Below are 18,653 nucleotides of genomic sequence, written 5' to 3'. Positions count from 1 at the left end.
GGTGGAGTTGCTTGTCGCCAGCGCCACGGGCGTGATGACGGCGGTGGGGATCTATCTCCTGCTGCGCGCACGGACCTTCCCGGTCATTCTCGGCCTGACCTTCCTGACCTATGCCGTGAACCTGTTCCTGTTCGCGATGGGCCGGCTGACGATCAACCAGCCGCCGGTCATCAGCGCGCAGGCGAGCGGCTATGCCGATCCGCTGCCGCAGGCGCTGGTGCTGACGGCGATCGTGATCTCTTTCGGCATGACGGCGCTGATCGTCGTGCTCGCATTGCGGGGCTTCCTGGAATCGGGAAGCGATGCGGTCGACCTTTCGGATGCCGACGAGGGCGACATGGAAGCGGTGCGGACGGACGGCGACAAGGCGCGGCTGCCATCATGAACAACTGGATCGTTCTGCCCACGGTTCTGCCGGCGATGACGGCAGCGCTGCTCATCCTGGCGCTGCCGCATCATCTCAAGCACCAGCGCGTGGTCTCTGTCGGCTCCACGCTCCTGACGCTGGCATTGGCCATCGGCCTGCTCGTGCTCGCCGGCGACGGCCAGCCGCGGGCCTATTTCCTCGGCAACTGGCCGGCGCCGTTCGGCATTGTCCTCGTGCTCGACCGACTGTCGGCGATCATGCTGCTGCTCACCGCGGCGCTGGCGCTGATGGTCGCGGTCTATGCCTGCGCCGGCTGGGACAAGCGCGGCCGGCATTTCCATGCCCTGCTGCAATTCCAGATTCTCGGCGTCAACGGCGCCTTCCTGACCGGCGACCTGTTCAACCTCTTCGTCTTCTTCGAGGTCATGCTGATCGCCTCCTATGGGCTGATGCTGCATGGCGGCGGTGCGCCGCGGCTCAAGGCGGGCTTCCACTATGTCGCGATCAACCTGATTGCCTCGACGCTGTTCCTGTTCGGCGTCGGCTTGATCTATGCGATCACCGGCACGCTCAACATGGCCGATCTCGCGGGCAAGGTCGCGGCCGTGTCGGCCGGCGATCAGGCGCTGCTGAAGACCGGCGCGATGCTGCTGTTCGCCGTGTTCGCGACCAAGGCGGCGCTGGTGCCGCTGCACTGGTGGCTGCCGAGCGCCTATGCGGCAACCTCCGCGCCGGCCGCGGCGATGTTCATGATCATGACCAAGGTCGGCGCCTATGCGATCATCCGCGTCTACGGGCTGATCTTCGGTGCGGAGGCCGGGCCGCTGGGCGCCATCGCCGCGCCCATCGTCATCCCGGCGGCGCTGGTGACGCTGATCGTAGGCGCCGTCGGCGTGCTCGCCAGCCGCAACCTGCGCGATCTCGTCTGCTTCTCCGTCGTCGCCTCGATGGGCAATCTCCTGATCGCGGTCGGGCTGTTCGACGGCCCCGGCACGACGGCGGCTCTTTCCTACCTCGTCCACAGCACCCTGACGGGCGCAGCCCTGTTCCTGCTCGTCGACGTCATCGCGCAGCGGCGCGGGCCTCAACTCGACAGGCTCGAACCGGCACCGGCGATCGGCAACGAGACGCTGCTGGGCGCGATGTTCTTCCTCGCAGCCATCGCCATGGTGGGGATGCCGCCCCTGTCGGGCTTCATCGGCAAGCTGCTGATCCTCGACGCGACGCGTGGGGCACCCCACGCGTCGCTGATCTGGACCACCATCCTCGGTGCGAGCCTTTTGATGATGATCGGATATGCGCGCGCCGGCTCGATGATCTTCTGGAACAACACGGAGCCGGTCCCCTCTTCGGGCGGAGCGGCGCTCGGGAGGGCGCCCGACCGCCTGACCGGGATCACCCTGGTGCCGATCCTCGTCATCGCCGTCCTGCTGGCGGCCACGGCGGCGCTGTCGCTGGGCGCCGGCCCGTTCACCGGCGCCTTCGCGGCCACGTCGGAACAGTTGCTCGACAAGGCCGGCTATGTTCGCGCGGTGCTGGCGCCCGCCGCCGGCACCGGCACGGGGGGGAACTAGGCCATGCTGCTTCGCCTCTTCCCCCATCCCCTGTTGTCGGTGTGGATCGTCGCGGTCTGGGTCCTGCTCGCCAACGAGGTTACCTTCGGCCAGCTGGTGCTGGGGCTGATTCTGGGCGTCCTGATTCCGCTGGCCACCAGCGCCTATTGGCCGGGACGCCCGCGAGTCGGCGCTCCGTTGATGATGATCGAGTTCATGCTGGTCGTGCTCTGGGACATCGTCGTCTCCAACATCCAGGTCGCGTCCCTCATCCTGTTTCGTCGCGGTGACAGCCTGCAATCGCGCTTCATCACCCTGCCGCTCGACCTCAGATCGCCGGAGGCGATCACCGTCCTGGCCGGCACCATCACGATGACGCCCGGCACGGTCTCCGCCGATGTCAGCGCCGACGGGCGGGCTTTGCTCGTGCACTGCCTGGAGACCGACGGGGCGGAGGCGACCGTCGCCCAGATCAAGCAGCGCTACGAGCGCAGGCTGAAGAGGATCTTCGAATGATCGCAACCGCCTGTCTGATCGCGCTGGCCGCCACCGGCCTCGCGATCCTGCTCAATCTCTACCGGCTGGCGATCGGCCCCGACGTCACGGATCGCGTCCTCGCTCTGGACACGATGGTCATCAACGCGATCGGGCTGATCGTGCTGCTGGGCATCTATTACGGGACGACGATCTATTTCGAAGCGGCGATGCTGATCGCCATGGTCGGCTTCGTGACGACCGTGGCCTTCTGCAAATACCTGCTCCGTGGCAATGTGATCGAATAGGACGCGTGGCATGCACTGGATTGGCGAAGCGGCCGTCACGGCCTTGATCCTGATCGGAGCCTTCTTCCTGCTCGTCGGCTCCTTCGGGCTGGCGAAGCTGCCCGACATGATGCGGCGCCTGCACGGCCCCTCCAAATCGACGACGCTCGGCATCGGCTCGCTGCTGATCGCCTCGATGGCTTATTTCGCGATCGCGGGCGACCACATCTCGTTCCACGAACTGCTGATCACGATCTTCCTGTTCCTCACCGCCCCGGTGACGGCGCATATGCTGGCCAAGGCGCATATCCTGCGGTCGCAGGCGGACCGGAGCAGCCTGCCGCCGACGGACCGGCCGAGCGGCTGGGCGACGCTCGACAGCGAGAAGTGACGGCAGGCGCCGGGGCCGGTTGAGCGGGCCTTCGCCTCGGACGACTGGCCGAGATGGCGGCCGTGGACATGCCGCTGCGTCCGCGACGGCCCGTGGCATGCCGACGCCAGGTCGGGCATGATGACGAACCGTACGGCCCACCGGGGATTGCACCGCGATGAACGTTCACCGAGTCGGCCGCGTCCTGAAAAGAACCGTCGCCGTTCTCGCCATCGTCGTCGTCGCGCTGCTCGGCTTGCGGATCTATGATTCCGAGCGCGGCGCCCCGCTCGAGCCCTGGCATACCTACATCCCCGACGAGCTTTCGGTCGCCGAACTCGATCGCGGCGACTGGCGCGCTTATCTGGCGGCCGAGGAGGCGGCCTTCGCCGCGATCCGCCGCGAGGTGACGCAGAAGCTCGAGCCCGATGCGCGCGTGCCGGTGAACCGCTATTTCGACGGCAGCCCGATCTACCCGGCCCGCTTCGCGCAGGACTGGAACCGCTCCTACGTCCTGCAGCCGGACGGACCGCCGAAAGGCGCGGCCGTCTTCCTGCACGGGCTGACCGATTCGCCCTACAGCCTGCGCCATGTCGCGCGGCAATACCGCGAGCGCGGCTTCGTCACTGTCGCCCCCCGCCTGCCCGGCCATGGCACCGTGCCGGCTGGACTGACCGAGATCGAATGGCAGGACTGGCTGGCGGCGACACGGCTGGCGATGCGCGAGGCCCGCCGCCTCGCCGGGCCGACCGCGCCGCTGCATCTGGTCGGCTTCTCCAATGGCGGCGCGCTCGCCCTGATGCATGCGCTCGAGGCGCTGGAGGATCCGAAGCTGCCGAGGGCCGAGCGCCTCGTGCTGATCTCGCCGATGGTCGGGATCACGGCTTTTGCCCGCTTCGCGGGGCTCGCCGCCCTGCCGTCGGTCCTGCCGGCCTTCGCCAAGGCGGCCTGGCTCAGCGTCCTGCCCGAGTTCAACCCGTTCAAGTACAACTCCTTTCCCGTCAACGGCGCGCGCCAGTCCCATCTCCTGACGGCGGCCCTGCAGCAGAAGATCATCAGGCATTCGCGCGAGGGCCGGCTGAACGACCTGCCGCCGCTGATCACCTTCCAGTCGGTGATGGACTTCACCGTCTCGACGCGCGCGATCATCACTTCGCTCTATGCCCATCTGCCGGCCAATGGCAGCGAGCTTGTGCTGTTCGACCTCAACCGCAACGCCAAGTTCGGCCCGCTGCTGAACACTTCCGCGGACACGCTGCTCGGCCGCATGCTGCCGCCCGCGCCGCGGAATTTCCGGCTTTCGGTCATCACCAATGCCAGCCCGGACGCCAGCGAGGTCGTCGAGCGCGTGACCGAGGCCGGCGCCAGCGAGGAGACGGAGCGGCCGCTCGGCCTTTCCTTCCCGCGCGACGTCTTCTCGCTCTCGCATGTCGCGCTGCCGTTTCCGCTGACGGACGGGCTCTACGGCATGACGCCCGACCCGGCGGATGATTTCGGCATCCAGCTCGGCTCGGTGGCGGCGCGCGGCGAGCGCGGCACGCTGATCGTCAATCTCGACGCGCTGCTGCGCATGTCGTCGAACCCGTTCTACCCCTATCTGCTCGGCCGCATCGACGAGCGGCTGGGAGGGCCGGTTGGGGCTGCGGCGGTGGAGAAGAAGGGACAGTAAGCGAGGTTGGTTCCCCTCAGCCCTCATCCTGAGGAGCGGCCGCAGGCCGCGTCTCGAAGGATGCTTCAGCGGATCCCGGAACCTCATGGACCATCCTTCGAGACGCCGCTTCGCGGCTCCTCAGGATGAGGGCTGGTGGAATCCTGCCCCTCAGAACCGCCAGATCAGCGGCACGTAGAACACCGCCATGACGAAGAACCAGATCATCAGCGGCAGGCCGAGCTTCCAGTAATCGCCGAAGGCATAGCCGCCCGGGCCCATCACCATCAGGTTGGTCGAGGTCGCGATCGGCGTCATGAAGGAGGCCGAGCCGGCGATGCACAGGCTCATCAGGATCGGCCGGGGCGAGACGCCCAGGCTGGCGGCGGCGGCCATCGCGATCGGGATCACCAGCATGGTGGTGGCGGTGTTGCTCATGATCTGGCCGAGGCAGGCGGTCAGCAGGAACAGCCCGGCGAGGAAGACCGTCGGCCCGCCGCCGCCGGTCAGCGCCACGAGCTGGCGCGCCACCAGATCGGCAGCGCCCGACTGCACCATCGCGATCGAGAGCGGCATCATCGCACCGATCAGGATGATCGTGGTCCAGTGGATGGCGCGATAGGCCTCCTCGACCGAGAGGATGCCGGCGCCGATCAGCGCCAGCGCGCAGAGCATTGCCGCGACCGCAGGCGGCACGAAGCCCGTCGCCAGCAGCAGCACCAGTGCGCCGAGCGCGGCCAGCGCGACGCCGGCGCCCGCCCCCATCGGCACGGCCTGGCGTCGGACGAGGTCGGGTGAGTTCACGACCAACACGTCGGCATCCGCCAGCCGCAGGTCGAGCGCCTTCCAGCTGCCCTTGAGCAGCACCGTGTCGCCGGCCCGCAGCACGGGATCGGCCGGATCGAGATCGACGCCGCCGCGTTGGACCGCGAGCACGATCAGGTCGCCGCCCTCCGTGGTCATGCCGGGATGCACCGCCTTGCCGATGAAGGCCGAGCGCGGCGGGATCACCACCTCGGCCAGCCCCGTGCTGCGGTTGAGCAGGGCGCCGGCCGCATCGCCGTCGTCTGCGTCGTCGCGCGGCGCGAGATGCGAGGAGGCGCAGAGCCGCGCCACCGCCCCCGCCTCGCCCTTGACCAGCAGATAGTCGCCCTCGCGGATCGGCTGATCCCCGCGCGCGATGCCGGATGTTCCGGCCTGAACGCTGACGAGGTCGATCGCGCCCTCCTGCTGCGACAGGGCCAGCGCTGCGGGGAGCTTGCCGATCAGATCGGAACTCCCACGCACCCGCAGGTGAAAGAAGCCGTCGGTGAGGCCGTAATGCTCGACCAGGGTCTGGGCATGCCGGCTGAAATCGGCCGGCAGGCGGGCATGGCCCTGCGCCGGCAGGAGACGTTTGCCCAGCAGGAGGATGATCAGCATCGTCCCGGCGAGAAGCGGCGCGCCGACGAGCGCGAATTCGGCGAAGCCGAAGCCCGGCAGCCCGCTATCCTCAAGCGCCTCGGAGACGAGGATGTTCTTGGGCGCGCCGGTCAGCAGGATGTTGGCGCCGGCATGGGCGGAGAAGGCGAGCGGCATCAGGAGCAGCGTCGGCGACTGGCGCAAACGGATCGCCGCGAGGACGACCACCGGCATCAGCGCCGCGACCGCGCCGCCGCCGCTGATCAGCGCGGTGAGCGTGCCGGCCGCGGCCATGATGATGACGAGCAGGCGGTTCTTGCTCTCGCCGGCCTTCGCGATCAGAATCTGCCCGGCCCAGGCGGTGACGCCGGTCTTGTCCAGCGCGGCACTGACGATGAACAGGCTGGCGACGAACATCACCGCGCGATCGCCGAAGCCGGCGAGCGCCTGCTCCAGCGTGACGACGCCCAGTGCCCAGAGCGAGAGCGCCGCCCCGATCGCGACCACCACCACCGGCAGCCGGTTCCAGGCGAAGAACGCGATCGTCACCGCGACGACGAGGGCTGTGCTTTCGATGGCGTTCACGCGGGCGCGTCCTGGACTTTGATGCGGGGTTCCGGGCTGCCGGTCATCATCATGCCGCCAGCAGGAAGCCGCCGCCAAGCCAGATGACGAGTCCGAGCAGCACGAACCCGGCCACGGGCCAGAGCCGCAGCCGCCCGTCGAGCCCCTCGATCGCGGCCGGCAGGCGGGCGAGGCGCGGAGCCTGCCGCTCCGCGAGCACCAGGATGTCGCCCTCCGGTACGCGGCCGGCCAGGCCCGCGAAGCGCCCCGTGGCCATGAAGACCACGACGCCCAACATCATCGGCCAGACGAGCTTCCAAAGCGACGCTACGCTCCAGCCGCTGGCGAGCGCGCCGCCCGACAGGGTGGGATAGAGCCACCAGGGGATGAGGAGCGATGCGGCGGCGACGATGAGAAACGGCAGGTTTTCGCCCCACGGGGCGCTCGATGGCGGATTGTCCGCCGTCTCGCGAACCATGACGGCGATGAAATGCAGCATCAGGATCGTGCTGCCGGCCGCCGCGAGCGAGACCGCGATGCTGAGCACGCCGTAACCCAGCATCGGCTTGACCGCGAGCTTGGCGAGCGCGCCGCTGGTCAAGGGCAGGCCTGCGAGGCTGAGCGCCAGCAGTCCGGTCAGGAGGAGCACGGGCCACCGGCGCGCCCCGCCCGAGGCGAAGGCGACGCCGACGGCGAGGAACAGCCCGCCTTTCACCAGTGTGTGATGCAGGCCGTAATAGGCCGCCAGACCCGCCGCGGAGGCATCGCCCGCGGCGAGCCCCGCGCCCAGGAGCGCAGCGACGAGGCCCATCTGGCTGACGGTGGAATAGGCCAGGATCGTCTTGGGGCGCCGCTGCGCCACGCCGAGCGCGGCGCCGCCATAGGCGGTGAGGATGCCCGCAATGGCGAGGATTGCGCCCCAGGTGGGCAGCGGGGCCTCGAAGGGCAGGAAGCGGACCAGCCCGATCACGCCGGCCTTGACCAGCACGCCGCTGAGCACCGCCGAGGCCGGCATCGGCGCGGCCGGGTGGGCGAGCGGCAGCCAGACATGCAGCGGGATCAGCCCCATCTTCAGCGCGAAGCCCAGCATCAACAGGGCGACGATACCATCCCGCATGGGCGAGCCCGGCAGCGCCGCCACGGCATCGGCGATCAGCGGATTGGGATCGGGCAGCCCGGCCGCGAGCATGACGAAGGCGAACAGCAGGAACGCTTCGCCCAGCAGCGCCAGCACCATGTAGACGAGACCGGCGCGCCTGGCCGCGTCGGTCTGCTCATGCGCGACCAGCCCATAGGCCGAGAGGCTCGCCAGCGTGAACAGCAGGTAGAAGCCGGCGATGTCGGCGACGATGAGGACGCCGAGGCTGCCCGCCAGCGTCAGCAGCCACCAGACGCAGAACCCCGTCAGCCCGGGCTTGCCGCGCAGATACGAGGCGGCATAGGCCCCAGCCGCGCTCCACAGGAACGCCGCCCCACCGAGCAGGATCGCGCCGGGCTGGTCGAGCGCCAGCACCATCCGGAACGGCACGGGGAAGGAGACGGCCGTGCCAGCCGGCAGCCACAAAGCCGCCAGCAGCGCCGGCAGAGGCGCGAGCCAGAGCAGCCCCGGCACGCGTGACCGGAAGGCGCGGGAGAGACATCCGGCGGCCATCGCCAGCGGCGCGAGGAGCGCTGTGACCAGCAGAAGGGCGGCGGGACTCATGGCAACACCGCCAGGGCGATATCGGGCCTGCCGATCTGCAATAAGCCAAAAGGAGCGAGCGGCAGGAAGCCGAGCGCCACGGCCAGCACCGCCAGCACCAACGGGATGATCTCCAGCCGCAGCGGAATGGGTCTTTGCAGCGCGAGCCGCTGCGCAGGCGTCGCCAGGGCCCGGTCCATGACGCGAAAGACATAACCGCCGGCCAGCAGCCCGCCGGCCAGGATCGTCAGAGCGAGCCAGAGATGCCCGCCGATGGCGGCGGCCGTCAGGAGCAGGCATTTCGCGATGAAGCCGCCGCTGGGCGGGATGCCCATCAACGACAGCCCCGCCAATCCGAAGGTCGTGGCGGTCAGCGGCAACACGCGGCCGAAGCCGCCGAGATCGCGGATGCGGTCATGCCCGACGGCTTCAGCGACGATGCCCGCCGCCATGAACATCGCCGCCTTGGCCAGGGCATGGGAGGTGAGCTGCAGCGCCCCGCCGGTCCAGGCGATGGTGCCCCAGGGCGTGGTCCCGTCGCCAACTCCCGCGAGTGGAAAGACGATGAACAGATAGCCGATCTGCGCCACGGTCGAATAGGCGATCATCAGCTTCAGCCGTTCCTGCCGCAGCGCCATGACGCTGCAGAACAGGATCGAGGCCGCGCCGAGCACCGCCAGCACCTGTCCCGCGACGGCGGCCGACCCCGGCGGGGCGATGTCGGCGACGAGCCGCAGGATCAGGAAGACGGGCGCCTTGATCACCAGCGCCGAAAGCACGGCGCTGGCGGCGGCCGGTGCCCCGGCATGGGCCGGCGGCAGCCACAGATGCAGCGGAAACAGCGCCGCCTTGGCAAGCAGGCCGGGGATCATCAGCGCCAGCGCGATCGCCATCGCCGGGCCGTGATGGCTCGCGCTCGCGATCAGCCGGATGTCGAGCGTGCCATAGGCGCCGTAGAGCAGGCCGGCGCCGAGCAGATAGAGCATCGAGCCGAGCAGCGCGAACATCAGGTAGCGCAGAGCTGCGGCCATGGTCTCGCCGCGCCCGTCCAGGCAGACCAGCGGCACGGCGGCGAAGGTCAGGAGTTCGAGCGCGACATAGAGGTTGAACAGGTCCTGCGAGACGAAGACGAGGTTGAGCCCGCTCCACAGCCCCATCAGCAAAATCCAGAAACTCGTTGCCAGACGCCCGTCGGCGGTCGCCAGGTCGAGCCCGAAGAGTTCGCGCGCGAACAGACCCGTCGCCGCCATGACGACGGCGGTGACCGCCAGCATCATCACCGACAGCCCATCGGCGCGCAGCGCAACGCCAAGCGGCGGCTGCCAGTTGCCGAGCACATAGATCAGCGCGGCCTGGCTGCGGACCAGCTGGAGGCCTGTGGCGAGCGCCACGACGACGCCGAGCGCCAAGGCGATCAGCGCCACCACACGGGTGTGGCGCGGGCCCAGCACCAGCATCACGAGCGCGGCCGCCGCCGGCAGCATGACGGCCAGCACCAGCAGCAGGCCGCCCGGCGTCGCGGCATAGGCCGGCGTCATGCGTCGCTCCGCGGCGGCGGTGCCGGCGTCGCGGCGTCGAAGGTGGCGCTTCCCGTCAGCGAGGCCAGGCGCCGCAGCAGCGCGACCGCCAGGGCCGTCGCGGCGAAGGCGACGACGATGCCGGTGATGACCATGGCCTGCGGCACCGGATCGCCGCCGAGCCCCATCGCCGCACCGCGGCGCGCGACCGCCCCGAAGACGAGGAAGATGCCCGCACCGAGGATGTTGAAGCCGATGATCCGGCGCAGCAGATCGGGATTAGTGACGATGCCAAACAGGCCGATGCCGACGAGCGCGGCGCCGCACAGGCCGAATAGCGAGGCCGATGTCAGGGCCAGCGCGCTCATGATGCGGGCGCTTTGTCCGGCGGGCCGGCGACGAGCAGGGCGAGCGTGCCGGCGATCGACAGCGTCAGCGCCGCCTCGATGCCGACGATCAGCGGCTTGGCGATGGCCTCCGGATAGGACAGGAACCCTTGCGCGACCGCGACGCCGAGGAAGCCGACCAGCACGAACAGCGCCGGCCCGCCCGCCAGCATCGCCCGCAGCGCCCTCGCCTGCGTCGGAGGCGCCGGGCGCAATCCCGCCAGCATCACGAGCAGCGCCATCGCGGCCAGGATGGTGCCGGCCTGGAAGGTCCCGCCGGGAAGGTCGGCCCCGACCCAGACCTGATAGACAGCGATCAGCACGCCGAAGGGCGGCAGCACCCGCGCCAGAAAGACCAGCGGCTCCGGGATGACGGCCGGGCGAAGCTGCGAGGCTCCGCCCCAGGCGGCGTCGCGGCTCAGCGACCAGACACCGACGAGCGCGAGGATCAGCACGATCTTCTCCAGCAGCGTATCGATGGCGCGATAGGCGAGCAGCACGGCGGTGACCGGATTGCCGAGCCCCGTGGTTTCCAGCGCCGCAACCGCCTGAGGCGCCAGGCTCGGCGCCGGCCTGGGAAAGGCGAGCACGACCGCACCCAGCGCCAGGGCGACGAGGCCGCTGGCGATCGCCGGGGCAAGCCAGCGCCGCGGTTCGCCCCTGGCCATCGCTTCGGGAGCGATTTCGCGCCCGAGATGGGCGTGGGCGCGCAGCAGCAGCATGCCGGTCAGGCCACCGCCGATCGCGGCCTCCGTCAGTGCGACGTCGACGGAAGCGAGCCGCGCCCAGCCGATCCCGAGCAGCAGCCCGAAGGCGATGAAGCCGAGGATCGCGCCGCGGCCGTCGCGGGTGACGACGACATGCAGCGCCAGCGCGATCAACCCCGCGACCAGCGCGATGTCGAAGACGAGGCTCATGCGCCGGGCTTCCGGCGCGCGGCGATGCCGGCGATGAGTTGCGTCGCGGTGGCGGCCGAGAGCTGAGCCAGAAGCCAGATGCAGACGAGCTTGACCCCTCCCATCAGGCTCGCCTGCAGCGGCAGCAGACCGAGCACGATCAGGCCCAGCCCGAGATTGTCGGCCTTGCTCAGCGCATGCAGGCGGCTGAGCGTGTCGGGAAAGCGCAACAGCCCCAGCGTTCCCGCCAGGAACAGGATGGCGCCGGCGACGACGCAGACCAGCGTGAAGGCCTCCGTCAGCCCCATCACGCAGGCTCGTCGGGTTTCGCGGCGTCTCCGGGGTCCTCGCCCTCCCCCAGCGTGAAGGCCGCACAGGAGAACGCCGACAGCAGGACCAGCAGCAGCGCGACATCGGCCAGCGCCGGCTGCGCGGTGGCCGCGCCGAGCAGGAGCAGCGTGGCGGCGCCGCCCGTCCCGAGCAACTGCACCGCCATCAGCTTCTCGATCGCGACCGCGGAGCGCAGCACGATCGCCAGACCGGCGGCGCTGGCCAGCAGCACGAGGAGGGCAACGAGGGTCAGGCTTTCAGGCATCGGAGCGATCTCCCGGCAGGATGCGCAGGAACGCCGCTTCGTCGGCGGCGAGTTCGGTGGAGGCGGGTCCATCGCTGTCGAGGCAGTGCACCCGCATCTCGCCGCTGGCCGCACAGGACACCGGCAGCTTGCCCGGCTGGAGGCTCATCACAGCGCAGAGCGCCCCCTGCGCCATGCCCGGCCGCAGACCGGCGCGGTAGGTCACGATGCCCGGCGTCATCGCGATGCGGCGGGCAAAGGCGCGCCCGGCGACGTCGAGCCCCGCCACGACCGCCTGCGGCACGAAGCGCAGGACGAAGCGCAGCAGCCCGCTCGGCGACAGCCGGCTGTCCGGCGGCCAGAGCGAAAAGCTGGCCCAGGTCGCAGCCGCCGCCGCGATGAGGCCGACCGGCCAATCCTTGGGGGCCGCGCCGATCAGGACGAGCCAGAGCACAAAGAAGAGCAGACCTCGTCCCAGAAGGCTCGGCCGCAAGAGGGTTTGGCGCAGCGGTGCCGGCGCGGTCATGGCGAGGAGAACCGGTCAGCGGGCGCACAGCGCATCGATCCAGGCCTCCACCAACAGCGCGCCGAAGACGACACACGAAGAGGAGAAGCTGATTCACTGCGCGAAGACGAAAATAATCTTTGCGTCTTCATGGCAAAACATAATCTCTTGCTTGATTGACGAATATCATCTTGCAATTTGCGCTACCGGCAGGTTAGCATCCGCCCTCAGAGCGGGCATCTGCAGCCTGTCTCAGTTCTGTGCCCGCCGTCCCATTTTCGGGTGGGCCGTTTCGGGGCGGATCAATGGTTGCTGAGCGTTGCCTGGAAGCGCCCGCCCTCTCGCCGGGCAGCGGAGCGGATCGTGCCGAGCCTCGCAAAACGGCGCCGTGCCGATGCTGATCGAGCCGCGCCGCGGCGACGCCGAGGACGACGCCAGCAGCACCAAGACGCATTCGCTGCTCGCCATTGCCGGCACGCTTCTGGGCGAGATCAACCTGCCCAAGCTCGCCCTGGCCTGGATGATCCTGGCCCTGGTGCCGGGCATCCTGCTCGGCGTCGCGCCGCTGGTGGTGACCGCCTGGTATGACGACGTCGCCGACCGCATCCTGGCGCTGGCCGGCATCGGGCCGTTCCTCCTGCTGGGGCTGGTCGCCGCGATCGGCTGGTTCGGCCTGCGGCCCCTGCTGCGCGCCGTAGAGCGCAGTTTCTGGTCGCTGATTTCGCTGGCCGTCCAGCCGGGCTATGTGCTCGCCCGCGAGGGGCTGCGTCATCTCGCCGAGCGCTTTCTCACCTTGGAAGCGAGCGAGGACTCCCGTGCGCGGTTGCGGGGGCTGACGGCTTTCGCGGCGGGCCTGGGCGCCGCGCTGATCGCGCTGGCGATCACGGCGACCGTCTGGCCGGCGACGCGCTGGTCCGGCGAGGTTGCCGATCTCGCCTATCCCTGGCGGCTGGTGCGGCCGGCGCTGGCCAACACCATCGCCGTGATGAGCGCCTATTTCGCCGGGGCAGCCCTTCTCTGGGGCATCGCCGACGGGAGCATGAGTCAGCCCCGCGGCATCGGCGATTTCGACGAGGCCGCCTCATCCGACAGGATCTGGCGGGTGGCGCATCTGTCCGACATCCATGTCGTCGGCGAGCGTTACGGGTTTCGCATCGAGAGCGGCCGCGCCGGCCCGCAGGGCAACGAACGCCTGCACCTCGCATTGGAGCGGCTCGCGGCGATCCATGCAGCCGCGCCGCTCGATCTCGTGCTGATCAGCGGCGACATGACCGATGCCGGTCGCTCGGCCGAATGGGCGGAGTTTCTCGACGCGCTTGCCCGCTATCCCGAATTGGCCGCACTGACCCTGATTCTGCCCGGCAATCACGACGTCAACATCGTCGACCGCGCCAATCCGGCCCGGCTCGAACTGCCCGGCAGCCCGGGCAAGCGCCTGCGCCAGATGCGGACCCTTTCGGTGACGGAAGCCGTGCAGGGCGCGCGCGTCCATGTCGTCGACAAGGCGGCGGGGCAGATCGGCGAGACCCTATCGGAGCGCCTGGAGCCGCATCGCGCCGCGATTGCGACCTTCGCCGATGCCGGCGGCCTGCGCCTGTCGCGGGGGCTCTCGGCGATCTGGGAAGCGTCCTTTCCGATGGTGCTGCCCCCAGCGCAGCCCGATGGGCTCGGCGTCGTGCTGCTGAACTCGAATGCGGAAACGCATTTCTCCTTCACCAATGCGCTCGGCCTCGTGGCGGAAGAGGACATGCAGGCGATGCTGGCGACGCTGGCGCAGTTTCCCCGCGCCCGCTTCGTCGTGGCGCTGCATCACCACCCGGTCGAGTATCCGCAGCAGGCCAAGGCCTTCTCGGAGCGGATCGGTACGGCGCTGATCAATGGCAGCCGTTTCGTGCGCCTGCTGAAGCCGCAGGCACACCGGCTCGTCGCGATGCATGGCCACCGCCATATCGACTGGATCGGCCGCTGCGGCCCGCTGCGCATCGTGTCGGCGCCCTCCCCGGTCATGGAGGCGACGCATGACGAGGCGACCGCCTTCTACATCCACCATCTCGGCGCGCGTGCCGATGGCGGGCTGGCGCTGATGGCGCCGGAGCGGGTCGAGATCGGGCCTGCATTGTCCGGGGCGCCGGGTGAGCCCTCATCCTGAGGAGGCCCGCAGGGCCGTCTCGAAGGATGGTCCCGTGATCTCCGGAGCCTCCTGAATCATCCTTCGAGACGCCGCGTTGCGGCTCCTCAGGATGAGGGCTGGAAAGCTCCCTCAAACCTTGACGACGTCGTTGGCCGGCACCGGCTCGGGCGCGCCAGAACCGAACAGCTCCGCCACCCAGAGGCTCGCGGGGTGCTGGGCGCAGAAGGTCAAGAGCGCGATCGTGACGGGCACGCCGATGAAGGCGCCGAACACGCCCCAGAGATAGGCCCAGAAAAACACCGAGAACAGCACCAGCGTCGGCGACATCGAGAGCGCGCTGCCGGCGACGCGGGGCTCGATATAGCTGCCGACGACGAACTGGATCAGGTTCAGGCAGGCGAAGACCGCGACCACGGCCTGCCAGGAGCCGAACTGCGTCATCGCGAACAGCGTCGGGAAGACGGTCGCCACCAGCGGGCCGAGGAAGGGGATGTAGTTCAGCGAGAAGGCGATGAAGCCCCATTCCGCCGCCAGCGGCAGACCCACGGCCGTGGCGAAGCCCCAGACCAGCACGCCGGTGATGAGGCTCATCACGGTCCGCACCACCATGTAGCGATGCAGCTTGGCGGCGGTCTGCAGGCTGCCGCGCAGGAGCACGTCGCCGACAAGGCGGTTGCGCATGCCCTTGAGCTTGCGCCCGAAATCCTCGACCTCGAGCAGGCCGAGGATGACATAGACCAGCACCACCAGCCAGAAGCTCATCGTCGTGTTGAGCCGGCCGCTGATCGTCTGCGCCATGCGCAGCATCCAGGCGACGTTGAAATTCTCGGCCCAGAGCCCGGTCACGGCGATGCCATGGCCTTCGAGCCAGAGCGTCGCCTGGTCGTAGAGCTGCTGGAAGCGCGTGGCATCGGCCGCGATCCAGCGCCCGACCCGGCCGAAGGCCCAGACGATCAGCGAGCCGAAGGCGACGAAGGCGAGCACCATCACGACGATGCTGATCGCCAGCGCCAGCATGCGCGGCAGGAAGCCCTGCAGGCTGCGCTGCAGCGGCCAGACCAGCGCGATGATGAACAGCGCGAAGGCCACGGGTGCGAAGACCGAGCTCGCGACCGACAGGGCCGCGACCACGAGGATGATCGCGATCAGGACCTGCGCGCCTTGATGTATCCTGCCGCTGGTCATGGAAAGTCCTGTCGGTCATCGCCCCGGGGGACGTCGAGGAAATCAAAGATTCGGTGTGTCATCCTGGACAAGCCGCGTAGCGGCGCAGGCCGGGATCCATCATAGGGCTGGGTTGGGGGCCTATGATGGATCCCGGGACGACCTACGGTCGCCCAGGATGACGGCGTGTTTTGGTACCAAGCCAACCGGCGGAGAGTGACTCACACGCCCTGCGTCAGTTCATCGAGGTCGAGCGTCGAGCGTAAGCCGAGATCGTCCTGATGCGCGCGGTAGAAGGCCTCCGCCGACTGCCGCCCCTCCGCCCGCAGCATGGTCAGGAACTCCCATTCCGCATTGAGCTTCGAGGAATAGCCGAGCTCCGCCATCCTGTCGCTGGTGACGCGGTGAAGGCGCATCCCGGCCCAGCGCGCGCCCTCGCGGTCCTTCGGGTTGGCGCTGTTGCGCAGCAGCGCCATCATCCTGAGTTCCTTCAGCAGGACGCTGTTGAACGAGACCTCGTTGAGCCGGTTGAGAATGTCGCGGGCGGTGGTCGGCGTGCCCGGCCGCTCGACCGGGTTGATCTGGACCAGGATGGTGTCGAGCGCGTCGCTCTCCTGGATCAGCGGCGTCATCGTCGGGTTGCCCGAATAGCCGCCGTCCCAGTAGCCGTCGCCATCGATCTCGATCGCCTGGAACAGGGTCGGCAGGCAGGCCGAGGCCAGCAGCACCTGCGGCGTGATCTCGGCATTGCGGAAGACCCGGCCGCGGCCGGTGCGGACATTGGTGGCGGTGACGAAGAGCTTGATCGGCCCTGCCGCCAGCGCCTCGAAGTCGATCACCTCGGCCAGGATGTCGGCCAGCGGGTTCGCCCCGCCGGGATTGAGGCTGTAGGGCGAGACGACGCGGGACATCATGTCCATCGCGACGAAGAGCGGCGAGTTGTCGAGCGTCCAGCGCCCGAGCAGGATATCGAGCGGGCTGCGCTGGAAGGGGCTGAAGCGCGCGGCCTCCGAGGTCTTGCGCCAGAACGCCTCCAGCGCCTGCCTGGCGCCCTCGCGGCCGGCCTTGGCGAAGCCGGAAGCGAGCACGGCGGCGTTCATCGCGCCGGCCGATGTGCCGGAGATCGCGCTGATCGTCAGCCAGTCCTCCTCGAGGATGCGGTCGAGCACGCCCCAGGTGAAGGCGCCATGGGCGCCGCCGCCCTGGAGCGCCAGGTCGATGACCAGCGGTGTCCGTTTCCCGCGGCCGGCCTCGGCCGCCGTCTTCGCCGTCTTGCTCACCCGTACCCCCTCGCCGCCTTGCATCAAGACCCGATCATGGCGATTTCACCAGGCCGGAAAAGCCCGCCACCGCCAGCAGGCTGAGCGCCCAGCCGACGATCGCCTGAACATAGAAGTAGCTGATCGCGACCCGCCCGTGACGGCCGACCGGATCGGGCCGCCAGAAGGATTTCTGCCCGAGATCGAGCACGGGCAACAGCGTGTCGAGCGAATAGAACCACGGGTTGAATTCGGGATAGCTCGAGGCCTCGCCCTGCTCGCGATAGCAGGCGAGCTGCGTCTGGCCCGGCGCCGCTCGCCCCGCGGCGGCCTGGGGCGGCGCACCGAGGAGCCGCTGCTGGGTGCGCTCGACCCCACAGAGCGTCCATTCGGGCGCGCGCAGCACGACCGCGCTGTTGGGCTTGAAGGCACCAGCCCTCTCCGCCATCCCGAAGATGCCGACGCCCACGAGCCAGAACAGGATCAGCCAGACGAAAGCGAGCAGTGGCTGTCGGCCATAGACCAGCGTGGCGGCGAGGAAGCCGTCCGTCACGGTCAGCGCCGCACGCCAGAGCGGGTTCTTCGCCCGCGCCCGCCGTGCCCGTCGCTGCAGCCGCTCCTTGACGATGAGGACGGCGCGCGCATCCTCGCCATGGCCCATCTCGCGAAAGACCGCGGCGAGTTGCTCATAGGGCTGCGGCCAGAAATCCTCGCCCCAGCGTTCGGGCGCCTGCCGCGACAGCCAGTCGAGGCGGCTCACCGCGTCGACGGGCGCGGCGATGAAGGCGCCGTAGCGGCAGCGGTTGAGCAGCAGGTCGCCAGGGCCCGGCCAGGACGCGACCTCGTCGTGGATGGTGCCGATCGAGGCGCCTGTCATCGACAGGGCACCGGCCACGGACGCCTCGCCGCGCAGGAAGAAGGCGCCCTTGATGGCGCAGCGGCTGATGTCGAGCGCCATCGCGCCGGGATGGTCCAGCCTCGCGCCGCTGGCATCGAGATCGCCGCCGATCACCGCTGCCACGAGCCTGATTTCGCCGGCGACCACGGCCTTGCGCAGCACGACGCCGCCGCCGATCTCGACCTCCGCGCCGTCGATGGCAAGGCTGTCGGGGCTGTCGATTCGGGCGCCGGCGGCATCGAGATCGGCCGAGATCCGCGCACCGGCGATGGCGAGGCCACCCCGCAGCGTCGCTCCCCTCAGCAGCAGGTTGCGCAGCTCGATCGCCCCGGCGTCGATTGCAACGCCGCTGGAGACCCTAATCGTCGCGCCGTCGCATTCCAGGTTTCCGCCGAAACGCGACTGGGCGACGGCGATCTCGCCGGAGACCTGCGCACCCCGGAGATAGACGCCGCCGCGCGCCTCGAGACGTTCGGCCTCGAGACCGGGCAGCGACGAGCCGTCGAGGAAGAGGCGGTTGATGATCGCGGCGCGCAGGATCGGCGTCGCCTCGAAATGGCAGTCGATGAGGCCGATGTCGCGGAAGACATGGCAGGCTTCGAGATCGAGCGTATCGACGATCCAGGCGCCGGTGATGCGGACGCCCTTCTCGTGCGGCCGGCAGCCGGGCTCCCCGCCGAGCATCAGAAACCGCAGGAAGGCGGCCCTGACGACGCGGCTGGGATCCGGCGTGGTGGGTCGGCTGCCGTCGCCGAGGCGGTCATAGGTGCCACTGAGCAGGCGGGCGACGACCTCCTCCTCCGCCGGGAGCAGCGGCTGGAAGTCGGCAAGCCGGGCGGTCGCGAGCGCCCATTGCGCCCGCTCCGCCATGGGGCCGCCGGCTCCGGGGCCGGTCATGTCGCAGCCGGCGACACCGTCTCGCCGGGCTGACGCGACCACCACGCGACCGCCGCCGGCGCGGCGACCGCCCCAGTGAAT

18 protein-coding genes are annotated in these 18,653 nt (G+C 69.4%); 7 read left to right on the top strand and 11 right to left on the bottom strand.

Annotation, left to right across the window (positions count from 1 at the left end):
• Position 1: 1 nt before the first annotated feature.
• The 6 genes from Q8M82_RS13580 (at position 2) to Q8M82_RS13555 (ending at position 4,720) form a co-directional block, all read left to right on the top strand.
• Complete coding sequence (locus tag Q8M82_RS13580; RefSeq protein WP_305691871.1) at positions 2-385, top strand: Na+/H+ antiporter subunit C; 384 nt, start codon at positions 2-4, stop codon at positions 383-385.
• Positions 382-1,941: a monovalent cation/H+ antiporter subunit D gene (locus Q8M82_RS13575; RefSeq protein WP_305691870.1), complete on the top strand. Its 1,560-nt coding sequence runs from the start codon at positions 382-384 to the stop codon at positions 1,939-1,941. Before Q8M82_RS13580 ends, Q8M82_RS13575 begins: the two co-directional genes overlap by 4 nt.
• Before the next feature lie 3 nt (positions 1,942-1,944).
• A complete protein-coding gene (locus tag Q8M82_RS13570; protein ID WP_305691869.1) occupies positions 1,945-2,436 on the top strand; it encodes a Na+/H+ antiporter subunit E in 492 nt (163 codons plus the stop codon).
• Complete coding sequence (locus Q8M82_RS13565) at positions 2,433-2,702, top strand: K+/H+ antiporter subunit F (protein ID WP_305691868.1); 270 nt, start codon at positions 2,433-2,435, stop codon at positions 2,700-2,702. Before Q8M82_RS13570 ends, Q8M82_RS13565 begins: the two co-directional genes overlap by 4 nt.
• A 10-nt stretch (positions 2,703-2,712) precedes the next feature.
• On the top strand, positions 2,713-3,072 hold the full coding sequence (locus Q8M82_RS13560; RefSeq protein ID WP_305691867.1) for a Na+/H+ antiporter subunit G: 360 nt from the start codon (positions 2,713-2,715) through the stop codon (positions 3,070-3,072).
• A 157-nt stretch (positions 3,073-3,229) separates the two neighbouring features.
• Complete coding sequence (locus tag Q8M82_RS13555; protein ID WP_305691866.1) at positions 3,230-4,720, top strand: alpha/beta hydrolase; 1,491 nt, start codon at positions 3,230-3,232, stop codon at positions 4,718-4,720.
• 150 nt (positions 4,721-4,870) lie between these two features.
• On the opposite strand, the gene Q8M82_RS13550 is transcribed toward Q8M82_RS13555, so the two are convergent.
• The 8 genes from Q8M82_RS13550 to Q8M82_RS13515 are packed head-to-tail and all read right to left on the bottom strand — an operon-like array spanning position 4,871 to position 12,244.
• Complete coding sequence (locus Q8M82_RS13550; protein WP_305691865.1) at positions 4,871-6,685, bottom strand: SLC13 family permease; 1,815 nt, start codon at positions 6,683-6,685, stop codon at positions 4,871-4,873.
• Between the two features lie 49 nt (positions 6,686-6,734).
• A complete protein-coding gene (locus Q8M82_RS13545; RefSeq protein ID WP_305691864.1) occupies positions 6,735-8,366 on the bottom strand; it encodes a complex I subunit 5 family protein in 1,632 nt (543 codons plus the stop codon).
• Positions 8,363-9,883 carry a complex I subunit 5 family protein gene (locus Q8M82_RS13540; protein WP_305691863.1) on the bottom strand — a complete coding sequence of 507 codons (1,521 nt, stop codon included), beginning with the start codon at positions 9,881-9,883 and terminating at the stop codon, positions 8,363-8,365. The genes Q8M82_RS13545 and Q8M82_RS13540 overlap by 4 nt, the downstream gene beginning before the upstream one ends.
• Positions 9,880-10,230 (bottom strand): NADH-quinone oxidoreductase subunit K, encoded by a 351-nt coding sequence (locus tag Q8M82_RS13535; protein WP_305691862.1) that lies wholly within the window; start codon positions 10,228-10,230, stop codon positions 9,880-9,882. The genes Q8M82_RS13540 and Q8M82_RS13535 overlap by 4 nt, the downstream gene beginning before the upstream one ends.
• A complete protein-coding gene (locus tag Q8M82_RS13530) occupies positions 10,227-11,165 on the bottom strand; it encodes a hydrogenase subunit MbhD domain-containing protein (protein WP_305691861.1) in 939 nt (312 codons plus the stop codon). The genes Q8M82_RS13535 and Q8M82_RS13530 overlap by 4 nt, the downstream gene beginning before the upstream one ends.
• Complete coding sequence (locus tag Q8M82_RS13525) at positions 11,162-11,452, bottom strand: cation:proton antiporter (protein ID WP_305691860.1); 291 nt, start codon at positions 11,450-11,452, stop codon at positions 11,162-11,164. Before Q8M82_RS13525 ends, Q8M82_RS13530 begins: the two co-directional genes overlap by 4 nt.
• The gene (locus Q8M82_RS13520) at positions 11,452-11,739 is read right to left on the bottom strand and encodes a monovalent cation/H+ antiporter complex subunit F (RefSeq protein WP_305691859.1); all 288 of its coding nucleotides are present in this window, start codon (positions 11,737-11,739) and stop codon (positions 11,452-11,454) included. Before Q8M82_RS13520 ends, Q8M82_RS13525 begins: the two co-directional genes overlap by 1 nt.
• Positions 11,732-12,244 carry a Na+/H+ antiporter subunit E gene (locus Q8M82_RS13515; RefSeq protein WP_305691858.1) on the bottom strand — a complete coding sequence of 171 codons (513 nt, stop codon included), beginning with the start codon at positions 12,242-12,244 and terminating at the stop codon, positions 11,732-11,734. The genes Q8M82_RS13520 and Q8M82_RS13515 overlap by 8 nt, the downstream gene beginning before the upstream one ends.
• A gap of 373 nt (positions 12,245-12,617) precedes the next feature.
• Here Q8M82_RS13515 and Q8M82_RS13510 point away from each other — a divergent pair, with 373 nt between their 5' ends.
• Positions 12,618-14,372, top strand: coding sequence for a metallophosphoesterase family protein (locus tag Q8M82_RS13510; RefSeq protein WP_305691878.1), 1,755 nt, complete (start codon positions 12,618-12,620; stop codon positions 14,370-14,372).
• Positions 14,373-14,483: 111 nt separating this feature from the next.
• On the opposite strand, the gene Q8M82_RS13505 is transcribed toward Q8M82_RS13510, so the two are convergent.
• From Q8M82_RS13505 to Q8M82_RS13495, 3 genes are all read right to left on the bottom strand, one after another.
• Positions 14,484-15,539 (bottom strand): AI-2E family transporter, encoded by a 1,056-nt coding sequence (locus Q8M82_RS13505; protein WP_305691857.1) that lies wholly within the window; start codon positions 15,537-15,539, stop codon positions 14,484-14,486.
• A 200-nt stretch (positions 15,540-15,739) separates the two neighbouring features.
• Positions 15,740-16,798 carry a patatin-like phospholipase family protein gene (locus tag Q8M82_RS13500; RefSeq protein ID WP_305691856.1) on the bottom strand — a complete coding sequence of 353 codons (1,059 nt, stop codon included), beginning with the start codon at positions 16,796-16,798 and terminating at the stop codon, positions 15,740-15,742.
• Positions 16,799-16,832: 34 nt separating this feature from the next.
• The coding region (locus tag Q8M82_RS13495) for a hypothetical protein (protein ID WP_371126350.1) at positions 16,833-18,653 on the bottom strand (1,821 nt) is incomplete at its 5' end.

It is taken from the genome of Allobosea sp. (genome assembly GCF_030694325.1).
Taxonomy (GTDB): domain Bacteria; phylum Pseudomonadota; class Alphaproteobacteria; order Rhizobiales; family Beijerinckiaceae; genus Allobosea.
This window is presented reverse-complemented; position numbering and strand designations above follow the sequence as displayed.